A 19,594-nucleotide genomic window follows, 5' to 3' on the forward strand; every position below is an offset into this window, starting at 1 on the left:
TGAGCCATGCACACCGACTTCGAGCGCTGCGTACGAGCCGTGCAGTCGAAGGACGCCCGGTTCGACGGATGGTTCTTCACCGCGGTGCTGACGACCAGGATCTACTGCCGGCCCAGCTGCCCCGTGGTGCCGCCCAAGGTCAGGAACATGAGCTTCTACCCGAGCGCGGCGGCCGCGCAACAGGCCGGCTTCCGGGCCTGCAAGCGCTGCCGGCCGGACGCGAGCCCGGGTTCGCCGCAGTGGAACGAGCGGGCGGACCTCGTGGCCCGGGCCATGCGGCTGATCGCGGACGGCGTCGTCGACCGGGACGGCGTCCCGGGGCTCGCCGCCCGGCTCGGCTACAGCACCCGGCAGGTGGAGCGGCAGCTGCTCGCCGAACTCGGCGCGGGGCCACTGGCGTTGGCGCGGGCACAGCGCGCGCAGACCGCCCGGCTGCTGATAGAGACGACGACGCTGCCGATGGGGGAATCCGCCTTCGCGGCGGGCTTCTCCAGCATCCGCACCTTCAACGACACCGTTCGCGAGGTCTTCGCCCTCTCCCCCACCGAACTGCGCGCCCGCGTCGCCAAGGGCCGCCCGGCCGCCACACCCGGCGAACTGTCGCTGCGGCTGCCCTTCCGGGCCCCGCTGTGCCCGGACAACCTCTTCGGACATCTGGCGGCGACGGCGGTGCCTGGCGTCGAGGAGTGGCGCGACGGCGCGTACCGCCGCACCCTGCGGCTGCCGCACGGCCCCGGCATCGTCAGCCTGCGCCCGCAGCCCGATCACATCGCGTGCCGGCTGCGCCTGACGGACCTGCGCGATCTGGCGCACGCCATCAGCCGCTGCCGGTGGACGCTGGACCTCGACGCGGACCCGGTCGCGGTCGACGCGCAGCTGGGCAAGGACCCGGTGCTGGCACCGCTGGTCGCCAAGGCACCGGGCCGCCGGGTGCCGAGGGTCGCGGACGGGCCGGAGTTCGCGGTGCGCGCGGTGCTCGGCCAGCAGATCTCGACGGCCGCCGCGCGGACGCACGCCGGACGGCTGGTGACGGCGTACGGCGAGCCCGTCGAGGACCCGGCGGGGGGGCTGACCCATCTGTTCCCCGACCCGGCGGCACTGGCCGCCCTCGACCCGGCGGCGCTCGCCATGCCGCGGACCCGCCGCACCACCCTCACCACACTGGTCACCGCCCTGGCCGGTGGCGAACTCGACCTCGACGTCGGCAGCGACTGGCAGCGCGCCCGCGCGCAGCTCTCCGCGCTGCCGGGGTTCGGCCCGTGGACCGTCGAGTCGATCGCGATGCGCGCGCTCGGCGACCCGGACGCGTTCCTGGCGAGCGACCTCGGAATCCGCTTCGCCGCGAAGGAGTTGGGACTGCCCACCACCCCCGCCGCCCTCACCCGCCATGCCGCCGCCTGGGCGCCGTGGCGCGCCTACGCCGTCCAGTACCTGTGGGCGACCGGCGACCACGCCATCAACACCTTCCCCGTGAACGGAGCCGCGTGATGTCCACCCGCACCCACACCGTGACCGATTCCCCCTGCGGCCCGCTGACCCTCGTCGCCCTCGACGGAACCCTCTGCGGCCTGTACATGACGCAGCAGCGGCACCTCCCCGCCGAGGAGACCTTCGGCGACCGCGACGACTCCGCCTTCGGCGCCGTCGAGGAGCAGCTCACCGCCTACTTCGCCGGGGAGCTGACCGACTTCGACGTCCCCTTGACGCTGCTGGGCACTCCGTTCCAGCAGCGCGTCTGGTCCGCCCTGCGGGACATCCCGTACGGCGAGACCCGCTCCTACGGGCAGCTCGCCGACCTCCTCGGCAACGCCGGCGCCTCCCGCGCGGTCGGGCTCGCCAACGGCAAGAACCCGATCGGCATCATCGTCCCCTGCCACCGCGTCGTCGGCGCCGACGGCTCCCTGACCGGCTACGGGGGCGGCCTCGACCGCAAGCGCTACCTCCTCGCCTTCGAGAACGGCACCCACGAGCCGACGGCGCTGTTCTGACCCCGGACGCCCGCCGACTCGGGCGGCGGGGCCGGTCAGGCCATCCAGTGCGGGCGGCTCACCGCCGACGCCAGCGGCCGGCCCGCCGCGTCGTCCATCGCCAGCGCGACCCGCTGGACGGCCTCGTCCAGCGTGCCGCCCGGCAGCGTGAACGGCAGCCGCAGCCGGTGCTCGAACGTCCCCGGCTCCGCGCCGAAGCGTGATCCGCCCTCGATCCGCACCCCGTACCCGGCGGCCCGTTCCGCCAGCGCCGTGGCGACCGGCTCGCCGAGGTCCACCCACAGGGACAGGCCGCCCGGCGGGAGCCGCCAGCTCCACTCGGGGATGTCGCGGACGAGTGCGGCGACCAGCGCGGCACGCCGGTCGCGCGCCTCGGCGACGCGGGCCGCGACGAGTTCGTCCATGCGGCGCAGCAGCGGCAGCGCGACGAGCTGGTCGATCACCGAACCCGCCATGTCCATCGACACCCGGAGGCCGGCGAGTTCCGTCACGAGACGCGGCGTGGCACGCAGCCAGCCGATCCGCAGCCCGCCCCAGTGGCTCTTGCTCATCGAGCCGATGGTGATGACGTGATCGGCGCCGCCGCGTGCCGCGTGGGAGGCGAACGGCGCGGGCGGCGGCACGTCGATCGCGAGGTCGGTGATGGTCTCGTCGGCGACGAGCCACGTCGACGACCGCTGGGTGGCGCGGATCAGTTCGGCCCGCTGTGCGGGCGGCATGAGATTGCCGGTCGGGTTGTGGAAGTCCGGGATCATGTAGGCGAGGCGCGGCACCGCCTGGCGCAGGGTCGCCTCGATGATCTCCATGTCCCAGCCGTCGTCCGAGACGGCGACGGGCACGGTACGCAGCCGCGCGCGGCGGATGGAGTCGAGGGCGTTGGTGTAGGTGGGGTTCTCCACCAGCACCCGGTCGCCGGGACCGCAGAGCATCCCGACGGCCAGCCCCAGCGCCTGGAGGGCGCCGGAGGTGATGAGGATCTGGTCCGGCCGCGTCCTCAGTCCGCGGCGGGTGTACCGGTCGGCGACGGCGGCGCGCAGCTCCGGCAGGCCGTAGGGGTGGTATCCGGGGGTGTTCGCGTGCTGCGCCAGGAGCGGCGCGATCTCGGCGAGCGCGTCGGTCAGCACGTCCGAGGGCAGTCCGCCGACGGCGTTGGAGAGGTCGATCGCGCTCTCCGGCCGGGAGAGCCGGTCGAGTCCGGTGTGCCGGTGGCCTTCCGGAAGCACCGTCCAGGTCCCGGACCCGCGCCGGCTCTGGGCGTAGCCGCTCTCGCGCAGCAGGTCGTAGGCGGCGGTCACGGTGGCGCGGCTCAGCCCGAGGGTCGTCGCGAGCTCGCGTTCCGCGGGCAGTTTGACGCGCAGCGAGATGCGTCCGTCCAGGACGAGGGCGCGGATCGCCTGCGCCAGGCCCCGGTACACGGGCCGGTCCCCGGCCGCGGGACCCGTCAGATCGGGGAGCAGCGCGGCCAACTGCCTGCTGCCCAGCGGTATGCCGGAAGGCGCGTTCGTGGGCGAGCCCGGCGCCGACGCCTGCGGTGTGCCCGCACTCTGGACGGTCCCCATGTCTGCCATGCCAATCTCCCGCGAATGGCCCTGCCCCGCAGGCCAATTCCCCCCAAGAATCGTTCAAGTGGCCCGCCGTGGCAAGGGCGGTACAGGCCCGGAACACGATGACGAGGGGGAATGTCCGGATGTCGAGGATCCTCACCGACAGCTATGAGCGGGAGCTCCAGCACCGGCACGAGCAGCGCAACACCACCGGTACGGGCGGGTCGTTCCCCGGGTCGTTCCGCCGCTGGATCGGCCAGGTCGGCCTCCTGGTGCGGGCCAGGAGACAGCCGCGCGGCACGTAGCCGGCGGCACAGTGCCCGGGGGACACGGGGCTCCGCGGGTACGACACAGGGCCCGGCGATTCGCCGGGCCCTGTCCTGCGCGCCATCCCCCCGTCCCCACGGGGCGGGCGCGTCATGGGGCCGCCGTCGAGCTCTCCGCCAACCGGCGGCCCCAGCTGGTGTGCCGCGTCAGACGCGGCTCGGCTCCGGTGCCCGCTCGGGCGCGGAACCGGCGGCCTGCGCCGCCAGGTTCTTCTGGAGCTGCTCGCCCTCGACATCGACGTTGGGCAGGGCCCGGTCGAGCCAGCGCGGCAGCCACCAGGCGGCCTTGCCGAGCAGGGCGAGGACCGCCGGGACGACGGCCATACGTACCACGAACGCGTCGAACGCGACGGCGATGGCGAGACCGAAGCCCATCATCTTGATCATCGATTCCGACGAGCCGATGAAGCCCGCGAAGACGCTGATCATGATGACCGCGGCCGCGGCGACCACCCGGGCGCCGTGCGTGAAGCCGGTGACGATCGCCTGTCCCGGCTTCTCGCCGTGCACGTACGCCTCACGCATCCGGGTGACGAGGAAGACCTCGTAGTCCATCGCGAGACCGAACACCACACCGATCATGAAGATCGGCATCATGCTCATGATCGGCCCGGTCTGCTCGACCCCGAGCAGGCTCGCGAGCCAGCCCCACTGGAAGACCGCGACGACGGCGCCGAGGGCCGCGACCACCGAGAGCAGGAAGCCGAGGGCCGCCTTCAGCGGTACCAGCACCGAGCGGAAGACCACCATCAGCAGCAGGAACGCCAGGCCGACGACGAGCGCCAGGTACGGCAGCAGCGCGTCGTTGAGCTTCTGCGACACATCGATGTTCATGGCCGTCGTGCCGGTGACCAGCGTCACGGCGCCCGTCTCGGACTTCAGCCCGGCCGCCTGGCCGCGGATGGTGTGGACCAGGTCCTCGGTCTCCAGGCCACTGGGCTTGGACTTCGGGACGACCGTCAGCATCGCGGTGTCGCCGGCCTTGTTGAACGCGGGCTCGGTGACCTTCTCGACGTCTCCCATCCCGGAGATGGTCCGGGAGATCTTGTCGAGAGCGGCCTTCGGGTCGTCGCTGTGCGCGGCGTCCACGGCGATCATCAGCGGGCCGTTGAAGCCGGGGCCGAAGCCGTCCGACAGCAGGTCGTACGCCTTGCGCTGCGTGGTGCTGACGGGCTGCGACCCGTCGTCCGGCAGGCCGAGCTCCAGGCTGGCCGCCGGGATGGCGATCGCGCCCAGGCCGAGCACACCCACCACCAGCACCCAGATCGGGCGGCGCAGGACGAACCTGGCCCAGCGGGTGCCCATGTTGGGCTTCTTCGCGGCGGAACCGGCCCCACCCGTGACGCCGTCGGAGGCGTCGTCCTTGATCCCCTTGAGGCCCTTGCGCACCTTGCGGCCGAGCACCCGGTGCTTGGCGAAGCCGAGCAGCGCCGGGATCAGGGTGAGAGCGATGAGGACCGCGATGGCGACCGTGCCGGCCGCCGCGAGGCCCATCTTGGTGAGCATCGGGATGTTGACGACGGCGAGGCCCGCGAGGGCGATCAGCACCGTGAGGCCCGCGAAGACCACCGCGGATCCGGCGGTGCCCACGGCCCGACCGGCAGCGTCCTCCGGTTCCCGGCCCTCGGTGAGTTCGTGCCGGAAGCGCGAGACGATGAAGAGCGCGTAGTCGATACCGACCGCGAGGCCGATCATCATCGCGAGGGTGGACGTGGAGCTGCCCAGGTCCAGGACGTTGGCGAGCGCGGTGATCGACGAGACACCGATGCCCACGCCGATGAGCGCGGTCAGCAGCGGCAGTCCCGCGGCGACCAGCGACCCGAAGGTGACCAGCAGAACGACCGCGGAGATACCGATACCGATGATCTCGGTGGCGCCGGTCTCGGGCATCGCCTGCAGCGCGTCACCGCCGATCTCGACGGTGAGCCCGGCGTCACGGCCGTGCTGCGCGGCGTCCTTGAGCGCCTCGCGGTCCGCGTCGGTCAGCTCCATCGAGGTGAGCTTGTACTTCACGGACGCGTAGGCGGTGCTGCCGTCCTTGCTGACGGCCTTCGACTCGAAGGGGTCGGCGACGGAGCTGACCTGCTTGCCGGTCTTCAGCTCCTTGACGACGTTCTCGACGGCGGCCTTCGGCGCGCCGACGTCCACCTTCTGCCCACCGGGGGCCGTGAACACCACCCGCGCGGAGGCACCGTTGGCGCTGGCGTCCGGGAAGCGCTGCTCCATCAGGTCGAAAGCCTTCTGGGCCTCCGTGCCGGGTATCGAGAAACTGCTCGACGTGGAAGTGGAGGCCGAGGCGGCGCCGACTCCGGCGAGTACCAGCAGAGCCACCCATGTGAGGGCCACATACCAGCGTCGCCTGAAGGCGAACCGGCCGAGTTTGTAAAGGAAAGTAGCCACGAGTCGCGGCGCTCCCGTCAGGTCGAGGAAAAAAGGGCGTACGGTGCCTGCCCGACGACGAGAGCGGCGTGTCAGGTGGGGCCTTGTTCCGGTGTGATCTTGTGCCGGTGGGGTCTTGTTCCGGTGGATCGGGCGGTGGGATCAGGCGATTGATCCCACCGGTCGGATCAGGTCAGACGCAGGGCGGGGAGTACCACCGCGTCGATGTATCGGAAGGCGAATTCGGGGTCGGGTTCGACTCCCTCGATCAGCGGCCGCCCCATCGCGGCGCCGATCAGCATGTGCGGTACGAAATGCCTGGCGGGTACGTCGGCCGCCAGTTCGCCACGTTCCACGGCACGTTGCAACATGCCGTCGAAGGCGGCCATTTCCGGTTCGATGAGCAGTTGCCGCAACGCCTGGAAGAGGTCCGGATTCTGATGTGCGGCCTGTCCGAGCGCCCGCATCAGTTCGTTGTCCCGCTTCGAGTCGCCCGTCGCGTCATGGCACCGCACCAGTTCGCGCAGGTCGCCCCGCACCGATCCGGTGTCGATGTCCTCGATCCGCACCGGCTTGGTGTGCCGCAGCGCGGTCGCCACCAGTTCGGGCTTGCCCTTCCACTGGCGGTAGAGCGTGGCCTTGCTGGAGCGGGTGCGCGAGGCGATCGCGTCCATGGTGAGCGCCTCGTAGCCCACCTCCCGCAGCATCTCGACCACCGCGGCGTAGAGCTCCTGCTCGCGTTCGGGCGTGAGCCTGGTGCGGCGTGCCGGGGCATCCGTCGACATCCTCGGCCTCCATCCAAACGAAACGGTTTCGTACAGCTGACTCCTAGAGAGTAGAACACCACCCATCGAAACGGAAACGTTTCGATGGGTGGTGTGGGTCACGTTGTCCGGCTTTACGGCCGGCGGACCGCCCCTTACGCCCGGTTTGCCGCCCGCCGCGCCAAGACCGGAGGGACTTCGGACGGCTCAGATCCAGCCGTCCAGCGAACGGAAGAACCCGTCGAAGTCGTCGCGGTGGATGGTGTGGCCGGCGCCCACGACCGTACGGATCCCGAAGCCGCGCTCGCTGAGCAGCCCCGCGTCGTCCGGGCCGATCAGGAAGCTGTTCTCGGCGAGCTGCACGAGCGACGGGACGGCGGGCTTCTGCGGCAGATAGCCGGTCAGCGGCCGGCCGCCCAGGAAGGCGGCGGAGTCGGTGTCCCACAGCGCCAGGGTGGCGAGTTCCACCTCGATGTCCGCCTCCTCCCAGCGCGGGTTCAGGCCGGCGATCTGCTCCCGTGTGGCCCGGGCGAAGTGGACGAAGATCGCCGGGTCGACCTGCTGAGCGGGGTCCGCCGAGGCCCAGGCCGGGTCGGAGTAGACGGCCCGCGCCGGCGCGAGGCGCTCGGCGGCGAGCGACAGCGCCAGCCCGCCCAGCGAGTGCCCGACCGCCAGCTCCGCGCCGCCCGGCAGCGTCTCGACGAGGTCCTCGGCGAACAGCTCGGGGCTGTACTCGCCGCGCGGGCTCTCACCGTGACCGCGCAGGTCCACGGCGATGACGCGGTAGCCCCGGTCCGCGAGCGCGGGACCGACCCGGCGCCAGGTGCGGTGGTCGGACATGATGCCGTGGACCAGGAGCGCGATCCGGTCGCCGGTGCCCCACTCGCGGGTGTTGAGCTTCATGGTGTTGATGCCTCTCCTGCTGTTGGGGTGCTGCCGGACTGCCGGGGGCTCCGACGGAGGGTTCGGTCCCATCTTCGGGCGCGGGGCGGTGACACCTGTCGCATGACACGTGTAACTATATGTGTAGCATCCACCCCGAACTCTCGGCCAGACCGGATCTCTGAAAAGATGCCGAGCGGAATGACACAGTCACCCGAGCCCACGAGCCCCCCGGCCACGCCGACCAGCACCGATGTCGCGCGCCTCGCCGGTGTGTCCCGCGCCACCGTCTCGTACGTCCTGAACGCCCAGGCCGCGGGCCGCGTCAGCACGCGGACCCAGGACCGGGTGCGCGCCGCCGCGGAAGAGCTCGGCTATGTGCCGCACGCCGCAGCCCGCACCCTGCGGGCCGGGCACTCCGGCCTCGTCCTGCTGACCACCCCGGCCACCCCGATCCCCAGGATCGGCGCGCTCTTCGGCGACTTCCTGATGGAACTGCAGGGCGCTCTGCACCAGCTCGGCTACACCAGCGTCTGGCACGGCCCCGTCGCGGGCGCCGGCGAGCAGGCCGCGCGCGCCTGGGCGGAACTGCGCCCGGCCGCCGTCCTCGCCCTGCCGGGCACCGGCCTGACCCCGTCCGCCGTCGAGCTGCTCAAGCGCTCGGGCACCCGCGCCGTGCTCACCCTCGGCATGCAGCCGGTGGCGGGCGCGCACGCCCTGCTCCTCGACCAGGAGATGCTCGGCGCCCGCGCCGGCACCCATCTGCTGGAGCGCGGCCGCCGCCGGATCGGCGTCATCATGCCGACCGAGTCGGGCCTCGACCTCTTCAGCGTTCCCCGCCTCGCCGGCGTCCGGGCGGCCGCCACCCTCGAGACCGGCACCCACGTCGAGCCGCTCACGCTGGACTGCACCGAGGAATCGGCGGCCGAACTCGCCGCCCGCTGGCCCCGGCTCGGCCTCGACTCCCTCTTCGCGTACAACGACGAGTACGCGATGCTCGTGATGCGCGCCTTCCAGGACGCCGGCCTGGCCATCCCCGGCGACCTCGCGATCGTCGGCGCCGACGACCTCCTCCTGGCCCGCCTGCTGCGCCCGCGCCTCACCAGCGTGCACTTCGACACCATCCCCACCGCCCGCATCGTGGGCCTGGTCGACCGCGCCATCCGCGAGCCGGAAACGGCCCCGGAGACCCACCAGTTGACCCGTGTCGTCGTAGCGGCCCGCGACTCCGGCTGACCCCCACCCGCCCCACGAACGCGCCCCACGGACCCGCCCAGCCGCCCCGCAGGACCCCGGAATCACCCCGAACACCAAAAAGCCCCTGGCGGGTTTCCCCGCCAGGGGCTTTGAGCTGCGGTGGACCTGTGGGGATTTGAACCCCAGACCCCCTCGATGCGAACGAGGTGCGCTACCAGACTGCGCCACAGGCCCTTGCAACGAGGAAAACGATAGCACCCTCTCGGGGGTGGTTGTTAACGAGATCCTCGCTGGTCACCGATCGCTCACTCGTTGGCGGCGCGCGGCCGGTCCGGGTCGGCGTACTGGTCGAACAAGGGGGTGCGGGAACGGTCGCGGGAGCGGCGGCCGGTGGTGGGGCGCGGGAGCTCGCGCTGCGGCTCCGGCTCGGGGGCCGCGGCCGGGGCCGGCGTGGCCTGCGGGTGGCCCGGCGTGGTGCCGGAGCGGGCCGAGCTCCAGTTGCCCGGCGCGGTGAAGTCGATGCCGCCCGGGGTGCGGGGCGCGACCGGCGCCGTGACGTACGTGGGCAGCGGCACCGGTACGGGGTCCCAGCCGTCGTCGGGGGCCGCGTGCTGCTCGCGCTGCTGCTGGTCCACCCACTCCGCGTGATCGGTCTGCTCGACCAGGGCCCGCCGGTCCGCGGTGCGCGGCGAGGTGGCGGGCTCGGGCTCGTCGTCGAGGTCCGGCTCGTCGGCCGCCTGGGGGCGCGGGCGGTCGCGCAGCCGCACGGCGGCGTCGGCGGCCCGGCGCTGGTCGATCTTGACCTCGAAGCGGCGGCGCTCCTGGCGGCGCAGATGGCCGATGTAGAGGGTCAGCAGCGCGGCGGGCGCCGCCGGCGCCCACAGGAACGCGAGGCCGCCCACGGCGGCGACGATCGCGCCGACGGTGAAGGCCAGGAAGAGGAGCGTGGTGGTGCGGCGACGGCGCGCGAGGACCTTGGCCCGGGGGTTGTGCACCGGGCCGGGACGCTGCGCCTTCTGATGCGCGGGGACGGGGTGGTGCGCCGGGGCGGACTGCTGGGCCGGAACGGCCGCCGGGGCGGGTTTGATCTCGGTCGCGGGCACGGCGAGGCCCCGGACGTCCACCACGTCGTCGACGGAGTCCGGTGCATCGGCGGGCTGATCGCTCTCATCGCGCGCTTTCGCGACGCGACGCTCCATCCCCGCCCTTCCGGACAGCAGCCGGATGGCGGTGCTGAAGCGTTCCGTCGGACGCGCTTCGTTGAGCTCATCCTGCCTACGGAGCCACATCGGCACCAAGTAGGCAGCCCAGGCCCCGACGATGACTGCGTAGATGAGGCCACTACTGCTCACGGATTACACGGTAGGTGCCACGGAGACACGCCATACGCAATTCCGCACGGTGTGTCGCACGATCTGGCTGATATGCCGAGATTTTTTTGTGATTGGGTTCATTTTCGAACATTTATTTTATTTCTGCGGCGTTCCCGGCCTGGCCTGCCGCCATCGGTTGAGCAGCCCCTCCGGCACTTCCTCCGCCGTCAACGCGAACACCAAGTGGTCACGCCACGCACCGTCGATGTGGAGATAGCGCGGGCGCGGACCCTCTTCGCGAAATCCGAGTTTTTCCACCACCCGTCGACTGGGGGTGTTCTCCGGCCGGATGCACACCTCGACCCGGTGCAGCCCGACATGGCGGAAACAGTGGTCGACGGCGAGCGCGACGGAGGTCGGCATGACGCCGCGTCCGGCGACCGACCGGTCGACCCAGTAGCCGACATGGGCGGAGCACATCGAGCCCCAGGTGACGCCGGCGACGGTCAACTGACCGGCCAGCCGCCCCTGGTACTCGATGACGAAGGGCAGCATGCGGCCCGCGTTCGCCTCCGACCGCAGATGGCGCACCATCTGACGGTACGTGGGGCGCTGGATGACATGGCCGGGCGGCGCGGGCGGCACGGTGGCCTCCCACGGCCGCAGCCAGTCGCGGTTGCGGCGGTTGACCTCGCGCCAGGAGCGCTGGTCGCGCATCCGGATCGGGCGGAGGGTGATGTCACCGTCCACCAGCTCGGCCGGCCAGGACGCGTTCAGCTCGCCCCTCTTTTCTGGCCGGTGGGCCCGGATTGCGGGTGGTCGCCGCCGCGGATCTGGTCGACGGCGTGGACGAGGAGCGGGGCGAGCACGTCCAGGCCGTCCTTGACGCCACCGGTCGAGCCCGGAAGGTTCACCACCAGGGTGCCGCCGGCGACGCCCGCGACGCCACGGGACAGCACCGCGGTGGGCACCTTCTCCCGCCCGGCGGCACGGATCGCCTCGGCGATGCCGGGGATCTCGTAGTCCAGCACCTCGCGGGTGACCTCCGGAGTGCGGTCGGTGGGCGAGATCCCGGTCCCACCGGTGGTCACGACGACGTCGTAGGAGGCCACCACTGCGTCGCGCAGGGCCTGCCCGACGGGCTCCCCGTCCGGGACCACCCGCGGGCCGTCGGTCTCGAAGCCGAGAGCCCGCAGCGCAGCGACGATCAGCGGTCCGCCGCGGTCCTCGTAGACACCCGCGGCGGCGCGGTTCGACGCGGTGACCGCCAGCGCCCTCATGGCCGCTGCCAGTCGCCGGACTTGCCGCCGGTCTTCGTCTCGACCCGCACGTCGGTGATGACGGCGGCCTTGTCCACGGCCTTGACCATGTCGATGACGGTCAGGGCCGCGACGGTGACGGCGGTGAGCGCCTCCATCTCGACCCCGGTGCGGTCGGTGGTCCGCACGGTCGCGGCGATCTCCACGGCCTCGTCGGTGACGGCGAGGTCGAGCGTCACCCCGGACAGCGCGAGCGGATGGCAGAGCGGGATCAGGTCCGGCGTCCGCTTGGCGCCCATGATGCCCGCGATGCGCGCGGTGGCGAGGGCGTCGCCCTTGGGAACGCCCTCACCGCGCAGCAGCTCGATCACGCGCGGGGCGACGAGTACCCGGCCGGTGGCGCGGGCCGTGCGGGCGGTGACGTCCTTGCCGGAGACGTCCACCATCCGGGCCGCACCGGCCTCGTCGATGTGGGTGAGGTGCTCTTGCGCGCTGCTCATCGTTCTCCCGGTCCGGTCCTCTGGGCAGCCACCGTACCGGGAGGGCGGATCAAAAGGGCCGCAGGGCCTTCAACGGGAGGGCCCGGTCGATACCGCACGGGACCTTTTTCACCACGCCCTAGTCCAGCCGGATCACGTCGACCTCCGCGCCCTTCTCCACGGAGGTGGTGTCCTCCGGGACGACGATCAGCGCGTTGGCGTGCGCGAGCGATCTGACCAGGTGGGACGCGGAGCCGCCGACGGGGGTCACCGTGCCGTTCGCGTACTTGCCGCGGAGGAACTGGCGCTTGCCCTCGGGCGACGACTCGATCGCCGTGTCGCAGAGCGCGCGCACGACCTCGCGGTGCACGGCGCCGGCGCCCATCAGCGTGCGGATCGCGGGGCGTACGAAGAGCTCGAAGGAGACATACGCGCTGACCGGGTTGCCGGGCAGGGCCAGCAGCGGGATGCGGTCGGGGCCGATCCGGCCGAAGCCCTGGGGCTTGCCGGGCTGCATGGCGAGCTTGCGGAAGTCGACACGGCTCTCGTCGTCCTCGATCGAGGCGAGCGCCTCCTTGACGACGTCGTACGCGCCGACGCTCACCCCACCGCTGGTGACGATGATGTCGGCCCGGATGAGCTGGTCCTCGATGGTGGCACGCAGTGTCTCGACGTCATCGGCGACGGCGCCCACCCGGTACGCGATGGCGCCCGCGTCCCGCGCGGCGGCGGTCAGCGCGAAGCTGTTGGAGTCATGGATCCGGCCGGGGCTGAGCTCCTCGCCGGGCTGTACGAGCTCGCTGCCGGTCGACATCACCACGACCCGGGGGCGCGGGCGCACCCGGACGCTGCCGCGGCCGATGGCGGCGAGCAGCCCGATCTGCGGCGGGCCGAGGATCGTGCCGGCGGCCAGCGCCAGCTCCCCCGCGGCGACGTCGCTGCCGCGGGCCCTGACGTACTGGCGCGCCTCGACGGGACGGTGGACCCGGACCTCGCCGCTGGCGCCGGCCGGGTCGGAGCTGTGCGACCGCATGGTGGTGGCCGGTCCGCCGCCGGTGCCGGCGTCGGTCCACTCCACGGGGACGACGGCCTCCGCGCCGGGCGGCAGCGGGGCGCCGGTCATGATGCGGGCGGCCTGGCCGGGGCCGACGGTGGGCAGATGGTCGCTGCCCGCCGCGACATCCCCGATGACGGTCAGGACCGCCGGGTGCGCGTCGGTGGCCCCGTCCGTGTCCGCGGTGCGGACCGCGTAGCCGTCCATCGCGCTGTTGTCGAAGGGCGGCAGCGCGACGGGGACGGTGACGTCCTCGACGAGGACGCAGCCCTGGGCGTCGAGGAGTTGCAGCTCGATCGATTCCAGCGGGGACAACTGCCCGAGGATGTTGTCGAGGTGCTCGGAGACAGACCAGATTCGGTCAGCCACGGTGCTCAATCTTGCATCTCCTCAGTCACGTACGAGCGGAGCCAGGTCCGGAAGTCCGGGCCCAGGTCTTCACGTTCGCACGCGAGTCTGACAATGGCACGCAGATAGTCGGCGCGGTCGCCGGTGTCGTAGCGGCGCCCGGTGAAGACCACGCCGTGGACCGGGCCGCCGTCGTCGTCGCGGTGGGACATCTCCCGCAGCGCGTCGGTGAGCTGGATCTCCCCGCCGCGGCCGGGCGGCGTCTTCTTGATCGCGTCGAACACCGCCGGGTCCAGCACGTACCGGCCGATGATCGCGTACGAGGACGGTGCCTCGTTCGTCGCGGGCTTCTCGACCAGGTCCGTCACCCGCACCACGTCGTCCTCGGCGGTGGGCACGATCGCCGCGCAGCCGTACAGGTGGATCTGCGCCGGGTCGACCTCCATCAGCGCGATGACGCTGCCGCCGAACCGCTCCTGGATGTCGATCATGCGTGACAGCAGCGGGTCCCGCGGGTCGATCAGGTCGTCACCCAGCAGCACCGCGAAGGGCTGGTCCCCCACATGCGGCTCCGCGCACAGCACCGCGTGCCCCAGACCCTTCGGGTCCCCCTGTCGCACGTAGTGCATCGTGGCCAGGTCGCTGGACTCCCGCACCCGCGCCAGCCGCGACTCGTCGCCCTTGCGGGTCAGCGCCTCTTCCAGCTCGTAGTTCCGGTCGAAGTGGTCCTCGAGCGCGCGCTTGTTCCGCCCGGTGATCATCAGCACGTCACTGAGGTTCGCCGCCCGCGCCTCCTCCACCACGTACTGGATCGCCGGCTTGTCGACGACCGGCAGCATCTCCTTGGGCGTGGCCTTGGTGGCCGGCAGGAACCGGGTACCGAGACCCGCCGCCGGGATGACGGCCTTGGTGATCCGAGTACGTGCTTGAGTCATGCCGTGCACCATAACCGCTGCGCGTGAGGTGAAGATGAAGTTCCGGTTGATAACGGCTGATAGGCGGCGGTAGTGCGGGGTATGAGCGACAACCACGGCACCAAGGGGGCGCTGCGCGCCGAGTTGCTGGGCGTCCGGCGCGGACGGACGCCGCAGGAGCGCGCGGCGGCGGCCCGCTCGCTGGCCGACCGGGTGGCTGACCTGCCCGAGGTCCGGGCGGCGGGCACCGTCGCCGCCTATGTGTCGATGGGCACGGAACCCGGCACCCGCGACCTGATCGACGCGCTGCGTGCCGCCGGCACCCGTGTGCTGCTTCCCGTACTGATGGCCGATAACGACCTGGACTGGGCGGAGTACGAGGGACCGCAGGCGCTGGAGCGCACGGACCGGGGGCTGTTCGAGCCGACCGGCGCGCGCCTGGGACCCGACGCGGTGACGCGGGCCCGGGTGGTGCTGCTGCCGGGGCTCGCGGTGGACGGGCGCGGGCTGCGGCTGGGCCGCGGCGGGGGCTCGTACGACCGCGTGCTGGCGCGGCTGGAGCGGGCGGGCGGGCGGCCGGCCCTCATGGTGCTGCTCTACGCGAACGAGGTGGTCGCCCGGGTCCCGAGGGAACCGCACGACCACCCCGTGCACTTCGCGGTCACCCCCGAGGGGATCCACCGCTTCACCCCCTGAAAGGGGGTTACGGCGTGAGCGCCATCTTGTCGTCCGTCGCGCCGTCCACCGTGGGTCTGGAGAAGACCCACGGCAGGAGCTCGCCCTTGGCCCACAGCGCCGTCTGGTCGGAGTAGTGCGCGTTGTACGCGTGCCCCGAGGCGCCGGTGAGGTTGATCCAGCGGGACTTGTCGAAGTCGTCGAGGTTGACGATCATGCGCATCGACGGCACCCAGACGACGTCGTAGCCACCGGCCGCGTTCCAGCCCGTCGCGTTGACGGCCGCCTCGCCGCCGCCGAGCTGCCACGGGCCGCGGTTGAGCAGCCACTTCACCACGGCGGGGCCGCCGGTGCCCAGCGTCTGGTTCTTGAGTTCCAGCTTGTGCAGCCGGCCCCAGCTCCAGGTGTCGATGTCCTTGCCGAGCTTGGCGGTCAGCTCGTACCGCGCGTCCTGCATCGCCTGCCGGAGCAGCTGGTCCCGCGTGGTGTGCGCGGACGGCGCCGAGGTCTTGTCGAAGAACGCGGTCGGCGACATCGTCCACCAGGCGTTCTTCTCGTCCGGAAGGATCTTGCGGACCACCTCGAACCAGCGGTCGCCGCCGTCCGGCTGCGCCTGGTCGGCTTCGCGCTCACCGCACTCGTTGACGGTCTCGCTCTTGCCGTTGAGGTCGTCGACCGGGCCCGACCGGTCGACGGCCGGGACGCGCAGGCACTGGTCCTCGGGGCGCAGCTCCTTGGGCAGCTTGTTGCCGAAGGCGAGCTTGAGGGTGTTGCGCCAGACCGCGTTGAAGTAGGCGGCGGCCGCGGAGTCGGCGTCCTGGTTGAAGTCCCAGCCCTCCAGCAGCTGCTGGGCGTCGCGGACGTAGGAGTCCTTGACGTCGACCTTGAGCAGATAGGGCACCAGCAGCTTCGCGATCTCGCTGCTGCTGTCGGACTGCATGGACTGCATGTCGTCCATGGAGACCTTGCCGCCGTCCTTGATCTTGGACGCGATGAGGTCGTTGATGCGCTGGCTGCGGGCGCCGTAGCCCCAGTCCTTGGTCAGCATCGGGCCGTACTTGTCCTCGTCGATCACGGCCTGGTTGGCGGTGACGATGTAGCCGCGCGCCGGGTCCTCCTCCCAGGGCATGGACTTGAACGGGATGTACGTGTCCCAGCGGTAGCGCGAGTCCCAGCCGGGCGCGGGGTAGCGGCCGTCGCCGTTGGCGCGCACCGGGATCCTGCCCGGGGCCTGGTAGCCGATGTGGCCCTGCTTGTCGGCGTAGATCAGGTTCTGTGACGGGACCTCGAAGTCGGCCGCCGCGGCCCGGAACTGGGTGAAGTCCTGCGCCTTGTCGATCTCGAAGACCGCGTCCATGCTCTTGCCGGGGTCGAGTGCGGTCCACCGCAGGGCGACCGCGTAACCGCCGCTGCGGTCCGGGGCGGCGTCCTGGACGGGCGCGCTCTCGCCGACCTTGAGCAGTTCGTCGGAGCGGTCGGAGATGATCGGGCCGTTGTTGGTGGTGCGCACGACGATGTCGCGGTCGGCGCCGCCGGCGACCTTGATGGTCTCCTTGCGGGTCGTGAACGGCTTCTGCTTGCCGTCGTAGAGGTAGCTGTCCGCGGTGACCTTCTCCAGGTACAGGTCGGTCACGTCGGCGCCGAGGTTGGTCATCCCCCAGGCGATGTTCTGGTTGTGGCCGATGACGACACCGGGCATTCCGGAGAACGTGTAGCCGGCCACGTCGAACGGACAGGCCGTGCCGACGCTGCGGCAGTGCAGCCCCATCTGGTACCAGAGGGACGGCATCTGCGGTGCCAGGTGCGGGTCGTTGGCCAGCATCGGCTTGCCGGTGGTCGTGTACTTGCCGGAGACGACCCAGGAGTTGGAGCCGATGCCGTTGCCGGACGGGCCGAGCAGGTTGGGCATCTGGTCGATGATCTCGGAGAGCCCGGAGAGCTGGCTGTTCAGGGCGCCGGCGGCGATCGGGGTACCCCCGGCACCGGCCGGTGTGTACTTCTTGGTGATCGGGTCGAGCTTGCCGCCGTCGACGATCGGCTGGTGCCGCTGGTACGGGTAGCCGGGGTAGAGCGACTCGATCTGGCTGCTGTCGAGCCGGCTCGTCATGAGCGCCCGGTCGATCTCCTCCTGCATGTTGCCGCGCAGGTCCCAGGCCATGGCCTTGAGCCAGGCGACGGAGTCGACCGGGGTCCACTGCTCGGGCTTGTAGTCGTTGGAGAACGACAGGGCCGCGTACTCGACGGACAGGCTCGCACCGCTGTGATCCTTCAGATACGCGTTGACGCCGTCCGAATAGGCCTGCAGGTACTTCTTGGTCGTCGCGTCGAGCTTGGTGTCGTACTCCTTCTGCGCGATGCCGCGCCAGCCGAGCGTGCGGAGGAACGCGTCGGTCTCCACCTGTCCGGAGCCGAACATCTCCGACAGCCGGCCCGCGGTGAGGTGGCGTCGGACGTCCATCTCGTAGAACCGGTCCTGCGCCTGGACGAAGCCCTGGGCCCGGAACAGGTCCTCGGAGGTGTCCGCGTAGATCTGCGGGATGCCGTTGCCGTCACGCTCCACGTCGACCGGCGCGGTCAGGCCCTTGAGTTTCAGCGAACCGGTGGTCTCGGGGAACGAGGCCCGCACGGTGCTGACGCTCCAGTACGACCCGTATCCGATGCCCCCCACCAGCAGGACCACGAACGCGATCACAAAGAGGCGAAGGCGGCGGGACTTCTTCTTGGCGGGCATCTCTGTCCTTCGAGGGGCAGGGTGGACCGGGTGCTCTTGGTGCTGGATTGGTGCTGGAGCAACCATAGGCGCAGCGATCGGGGCACCCCTACGCGGAGTCATCGTTGACCGCGGAAGTTCAAGTACCGGTAAAATGTTAGGCAAGGCAATGAACTTCTCCCTGGCCTTCGAGGAAGGACCGCGCCCTGACTGTCCACCGTCTCAATGAACTCCTGTTGATCGGCGCCCTCGTGCTGCTCATCGCGGTGGTCGCCGTGCGACTGGCGTCCCGCAGCGGCCTGCCCACTCTGCTCATCTACCTCGGCATCGGCGTCGCGATCGGCCAGGACGGCCCGTTCGGCTTCACCTTCGACGACGTCCAGCTGACCCAGGTCCTGGGATATGCGGCACTTGTGGTGATTCTTGCCGAAGGTGGACTCGGCACGAAGTGGCAGGAGATCAAACCGGTGGTGCCCGCCGCCGCCGTGCTCTCGACGTTCGGCCTCATGCTGAGCGTCTTCATCACGGCGGGTGCGGCCCACTATCTGGTGGGGCTGGACTGGCGGCAGGCGCTCATCATCGGAGCGGTGGTGTCGTCCACGGACGCGGCGGCGGTGTTCTCGGTCCTGCGCAACGTGCCGCTGCCGAAACGAATCACCGGAGTTCTGGAAGCGGAATCCGGCTTCAACGACGCCCCGGTCGTCATCCTCGTGGTCGCCTTCTCCACCGCGGGACCCGTCGACCACTGGTACGTGCTCGTCGCGGAGATCGCCATGGAGCTGGCGATCGGCGCCGCGATCGGACTGACGGTCGGCTGGCTCGGCGCCTACGCGTTGCGGCACATCGCCCTGCCCGCCTCCGGCCTCTACCCGATCGCGGTGATGGCCATCGCGGTCTTCGCCTACGCCGCCGGCGCGACGGCGCACGGCTCCGGATTCCTCGCCGTCTACATCGCCTCCCTGATACTGGGCAACGCGAAACTGCCGCACCGGCCGGCCACCCGGGGCTTCGCCGAAGGGCTCGGCTGGATCGCGCAGATCGGCCTCTTCGTCCTGCTCGGACTGCTCGTCACCCCGCACGAACTCGGCGACGACATCCTGCCCGCACTGGTCATCGGCCTGATCCTGACCGCGGTGGCCAGACCGCTGTCGGTGACCGCGAGCCTGGCGCCGTTCAGCATCCCCTGGCGCGAGCAGGCGCTGATGTCCTGGGCCGGGCTGCGCGGCGCCGTGCCCATCGTGCTGGCCACCATCCCGATGGTCGCGGGCGTGCCCAACAGCCGCCGGATATTCAACATCGTCTTCATTCTGGTGATCGTCTACACGCTGGTGCAGGGCCCGACGCTGCCGTGGCTCGCCCGGCGGCTGCGCCTCGGCGTCCGCGACGGGGCGGCCGACCTGGGCATCGAGTCGGCGCCGCTGGAACGGCTGCGCGGCCACCTCCTCTCGGTGTCCATCCCGGAGGAGTCCCGGATGCACGGCGTGGAGGTCAACGAGCTGCGGCTGCCTGCCGGGGCGGCCGTCACGCTCGTCGTACGGGACGGGGCCAGCTTCGTACCGCTGCCGAACACGGTGCTGCGGCGCGGCGACGAGCTGCTGGTCGTCGCCACCGATCCGGTGCGGGACGCGGCGGAGCGGCGGCTGCGCGCGATCGGGAAGGGCGGCAAGCTCGCGAACTGGCTGGGCGAGGGGTGAGCGAGCTGGGGTGAGCGAGGTCTCAGGGGGAAATGGGTGGCACTCGGGGCGAATGGCACTGAGTGCCG

At 71.2% G+C, this 19,594-nt stretch carries 17 protein-coding genes and 1 tRNA gene; 6 read left to right on the forward strand and 12 right to left on the reverse strand.

Going from position 1 to position 19,594, the window contains the following annotated elements:
- The first annotated feature begins 6 nt into the window (after positions 1 to 6).
- Both C8250_RS19520 and C8250_RS19525 read left to right on the forward strand, forming a co-directional pair.
- Complete coding sequence (locus tag C8250_RS19520) at positions 7 to 1,488, forward strand: AlkA N-terminal domain-containing protein (RefSeq protein ID WP_138354727.1); 1,482 nt, start codon at positions 7 to 9, stop codon at positions 1,486 to 1,488.
- Positions 1,488 to 1,988, forward strand: a complete 501-nt coding sequence (locus tag C8250_RS19525) for a methylated-DNA--[protein]-cysteine S-methyltransferase (protein ID WP_138354728.1) — start codon at positions 1,488 to 1,490, stop codon at positions 1,986 to 1,988. The genes C8250_RS19520 and C8250_RS19525 overlap by 1 nt, the downstream gene beginning before the upstream one ends.
- Positions 1,989 to 2,023: 35 nt before the next feature.
- On the opposite strand, the gene C8250_RS19530 is transcribed toward C8250_RS19525, so the two are convergent.
- Positions 2,024 to 3,556: a PLP-dependent aminotransferase family protein gene (locus C8250_RS19530; RefSeq protein WP_232485721.1), complete on the reverse strand. Its 1,533-nt coding sequence runs from the start codon at positions 3,554 to 3,556 to the stop codon at positions 2,024 to 2,026.
- A gap of 119 nt (positions 3,557 to 3,675) precedes the next feature.
- Between C8250_RS19530 and C8250_RS19535 the strand changes: the two genes are divergently transcribed.
- Positions 3,676 to 3,837, forward strand: a complete 162-nt coding sequence (locus tag C8250_RS19535) for a hypothetical protein (protein ID WP_187144906.1) — start codon at positions 3,676 to 3,678, stop codon at positions 3,835 to 3,837.
- A gap of 168 nt (positions 3,838 to 4,005) precedes the next feature.
- On the opposite strand, the gene C8250_RS19540 is transcribed toward C8250_RS19535, so the two are convergent.
- The 3 genes from C8250_RS19540 to C8250_RS19550 form a co-directional block, all read right to left on the reverse strand.
- Positions 4,006 to 6,258, reverse strand: a complete 2,253-nt coding sequence (locus C8250_RS19540) for an MMPL family transporter (protein ID WP_138354729.1) — start codon at positions 6,256 to 6,258, stop codon at positions 4,006 to 4,008.
- A gap of 167 nt (positions 6,259 to 6,425) precedes the next feature.
- A complete protein-coding gene (locus tag C8250_RS19545; protein WP_138354730.1) occupies positions 6,426 to 7,022 on the reverse strand; it encodes a TetR/AcrR family transcriptional regulator in 597 nt (198 codons plus the stop codon).
- Positions 7,023 to 7,208: 186 nt separating this feature from the next.
- Positions 7,209 to 7,904, reverse strand: coding sequence for an alpha/beta fold hydrolase (locus C8250_RS19550; protein WP_138354731.1), 696 nt, complete (start codon positions 7,902 to 7,904; stop codon positions 7,209 to 7,211).
- 180 nt (positions 7,905 to 8,084) lie between these two features.
- Between C8250_RS19550 and C8250_RS19555 the strand changes: the two genes are divergently transcribed.
- Positions 8,085 to 9,119, forward strand: coding sequence for a LacI family DNA-binding transcriptional regulator (locus C8250_RS19555; protein WP_164294391.1), 1,035 nt, complete (start codon positions 8,085 to 8,087; stop codon positions 9,117 to 9,119).
- A 121-nt stretch (positions 9,120 to 9,240) separates the two neighbouring features.
- On the opposite strand, the gene C8250_RS19560 is transcribed toward C8250_RS19555, so the two are convergent.
- The 7 genes from C8250_RS19560 to galU all read right to left on the reverse strand — a co-directional run bounded on the left by C8250_RS19560 (position 9,241) and on the right by galU (position 14,468).
- Positions 9,241 to 9,314, reverse strand: a tRNA-Ala gene (locus C8250_RS19560).
- A gap of 71 nt (positions 9,315 to 9,385) precedes the next feature.
- On the reverse strand, positions 9,386 to 10,432 hold the full coding sequence (gene glpR, locus C8250_RS19565) for a gephyrin-like molybdotransferase receptor GlpR (protein ID WP_138354733.1): 1,047 nt from the start codon (positions 10,430 to 10,432) through the stop codon (positions 9,386 to 9,388).
- A 117-nt stretch (positions 10,433 to 10,549) separates the two neighbouring features.
- A complete protein-coding gene (locus tag C8250_RS19570; RefSeq protein ID WP_187145295.1) occupies positions 10,550 to 11,170 on the reverse strand; it encodes a GNAT family protein in 621 nt (206 codons plus the stop codon).
- A complete protein-coding gene (locus tag C8250_RS19575; protein ID WP_138354734.1) occupies positions 11,167 to 11,673 on the reverse strand; it encodes a MogA/MoaB family molybdenum cofactor biosynthesis protein in 507 nt (168 codons plus the stop codon). Before C8250_RS19575 ends, C8250_RS19570 begins: the two co-directional genes overlap by 4 nt.
- Positions 11,670 to 12,152 (reverse strand): cyclic pyranopterin monophosphate synthase MoaC, encoded by a 483-nt coding sequence (moaC, locus tag C8250_RS19580; protein WP_138354735.1) that lies wholly within the window; start codon positions 12,150 to 12,152, stop codon positions 11,670 to 11,672. The genes C8250_RS19575 and moaC overlap by 4 nt, the downstream gene beginning before the upstream one ends.
- A 118-nt stretch (positions 12,153 to 12,270) precedes the next feature.
- On the reverse strand, positions 12,271 to 13,554 hold the full coding sequence (gene glp / locus C8250_RS19585) for a gephyrin-like molybdotransferase Glp (RefSeq protein ID WP_138354736.1): 1,284 nt from the start codon (positions 13,552 to 13,554) through the stop codon (positions 12,271 to 12,273).
- A gap of 5 nt (positions 13,555 to 13,559) precedes the next feature.
- A complete protein-coding gene (gene galU, locus C8250_RS19590) occupies positions 13,560 to 14,468 on the reverse strand; it encodes a UTP--glucose-1-phosphate uridylyltransferase GalU (protein WP_138354737.1) in 909 nt (302 codons plus the stop codon).
- Positions 14,469 to 14,549: 81 nt separating this feature from the next.
- On the opposite strand from galU, the gene C8250_RS19595 reads away from it, so the two are divergent.
- The gene (locus tag C8250_RS19595) at positions 14,550 to 15,143 is read left to right on the forward strand and encodes a 5-formyltetrahydrofolate cyclo-ligase (RefSeq protein ID WP_138354738.1); all 594 of its coding nucleotides are present in this window, start codon (positions 14,550 to 14,552) and stop codon (positions 15,141 to 15,143) included.
- Between the two features lie 7 nt (positions 15,144 to 15,150).
- On the opposite strand, the gene C8250_RS19600 is transcribed toward C8250_RS19595, so the two are convergent.
- A complete protein-coding gene (locus C8250_RS19600; protein WP_138354739.1) occupies positions 15,151 to 17,853 on the reverse strand; it encodes a penicillin acylase family protein in 2,703 nt (900 codons plus the stop codon).
- A gap of 215 nt (positions 17,854 to 18,068) precedes the next feature.
- On the opposite strand from C8250_RS19600, the gene C8250_RS19605 reads away from it, so the two are divergent.
- The gene (locus tag C8250_RS19605) at positions 18,069 to 19,526 is read left to right on the forward strand and encodes a potassium/proton antiporter (RefSeq protein ID WP_232485723.1); all 1,458 of its coding nucleotides are present in this window, start codon (positions 18,069 to 18,071) and stop codon (positions 19,524 to 19,526) included.
- Positions 19,527 to 19,594: the final 68 nt, after the last annotated feature.

Origin of the sequence: Streptomyces sp. So13.3 (genome assembly GCF_005860785.2) — a bacterium.
Classification (GTDB): domain Bacteria; phylum Actinomycetota; class Actinomycetes; order Streptomycetales; family Streptomycetaceae; genus Actinacidiphila; species Actinacidiphila fildesensis.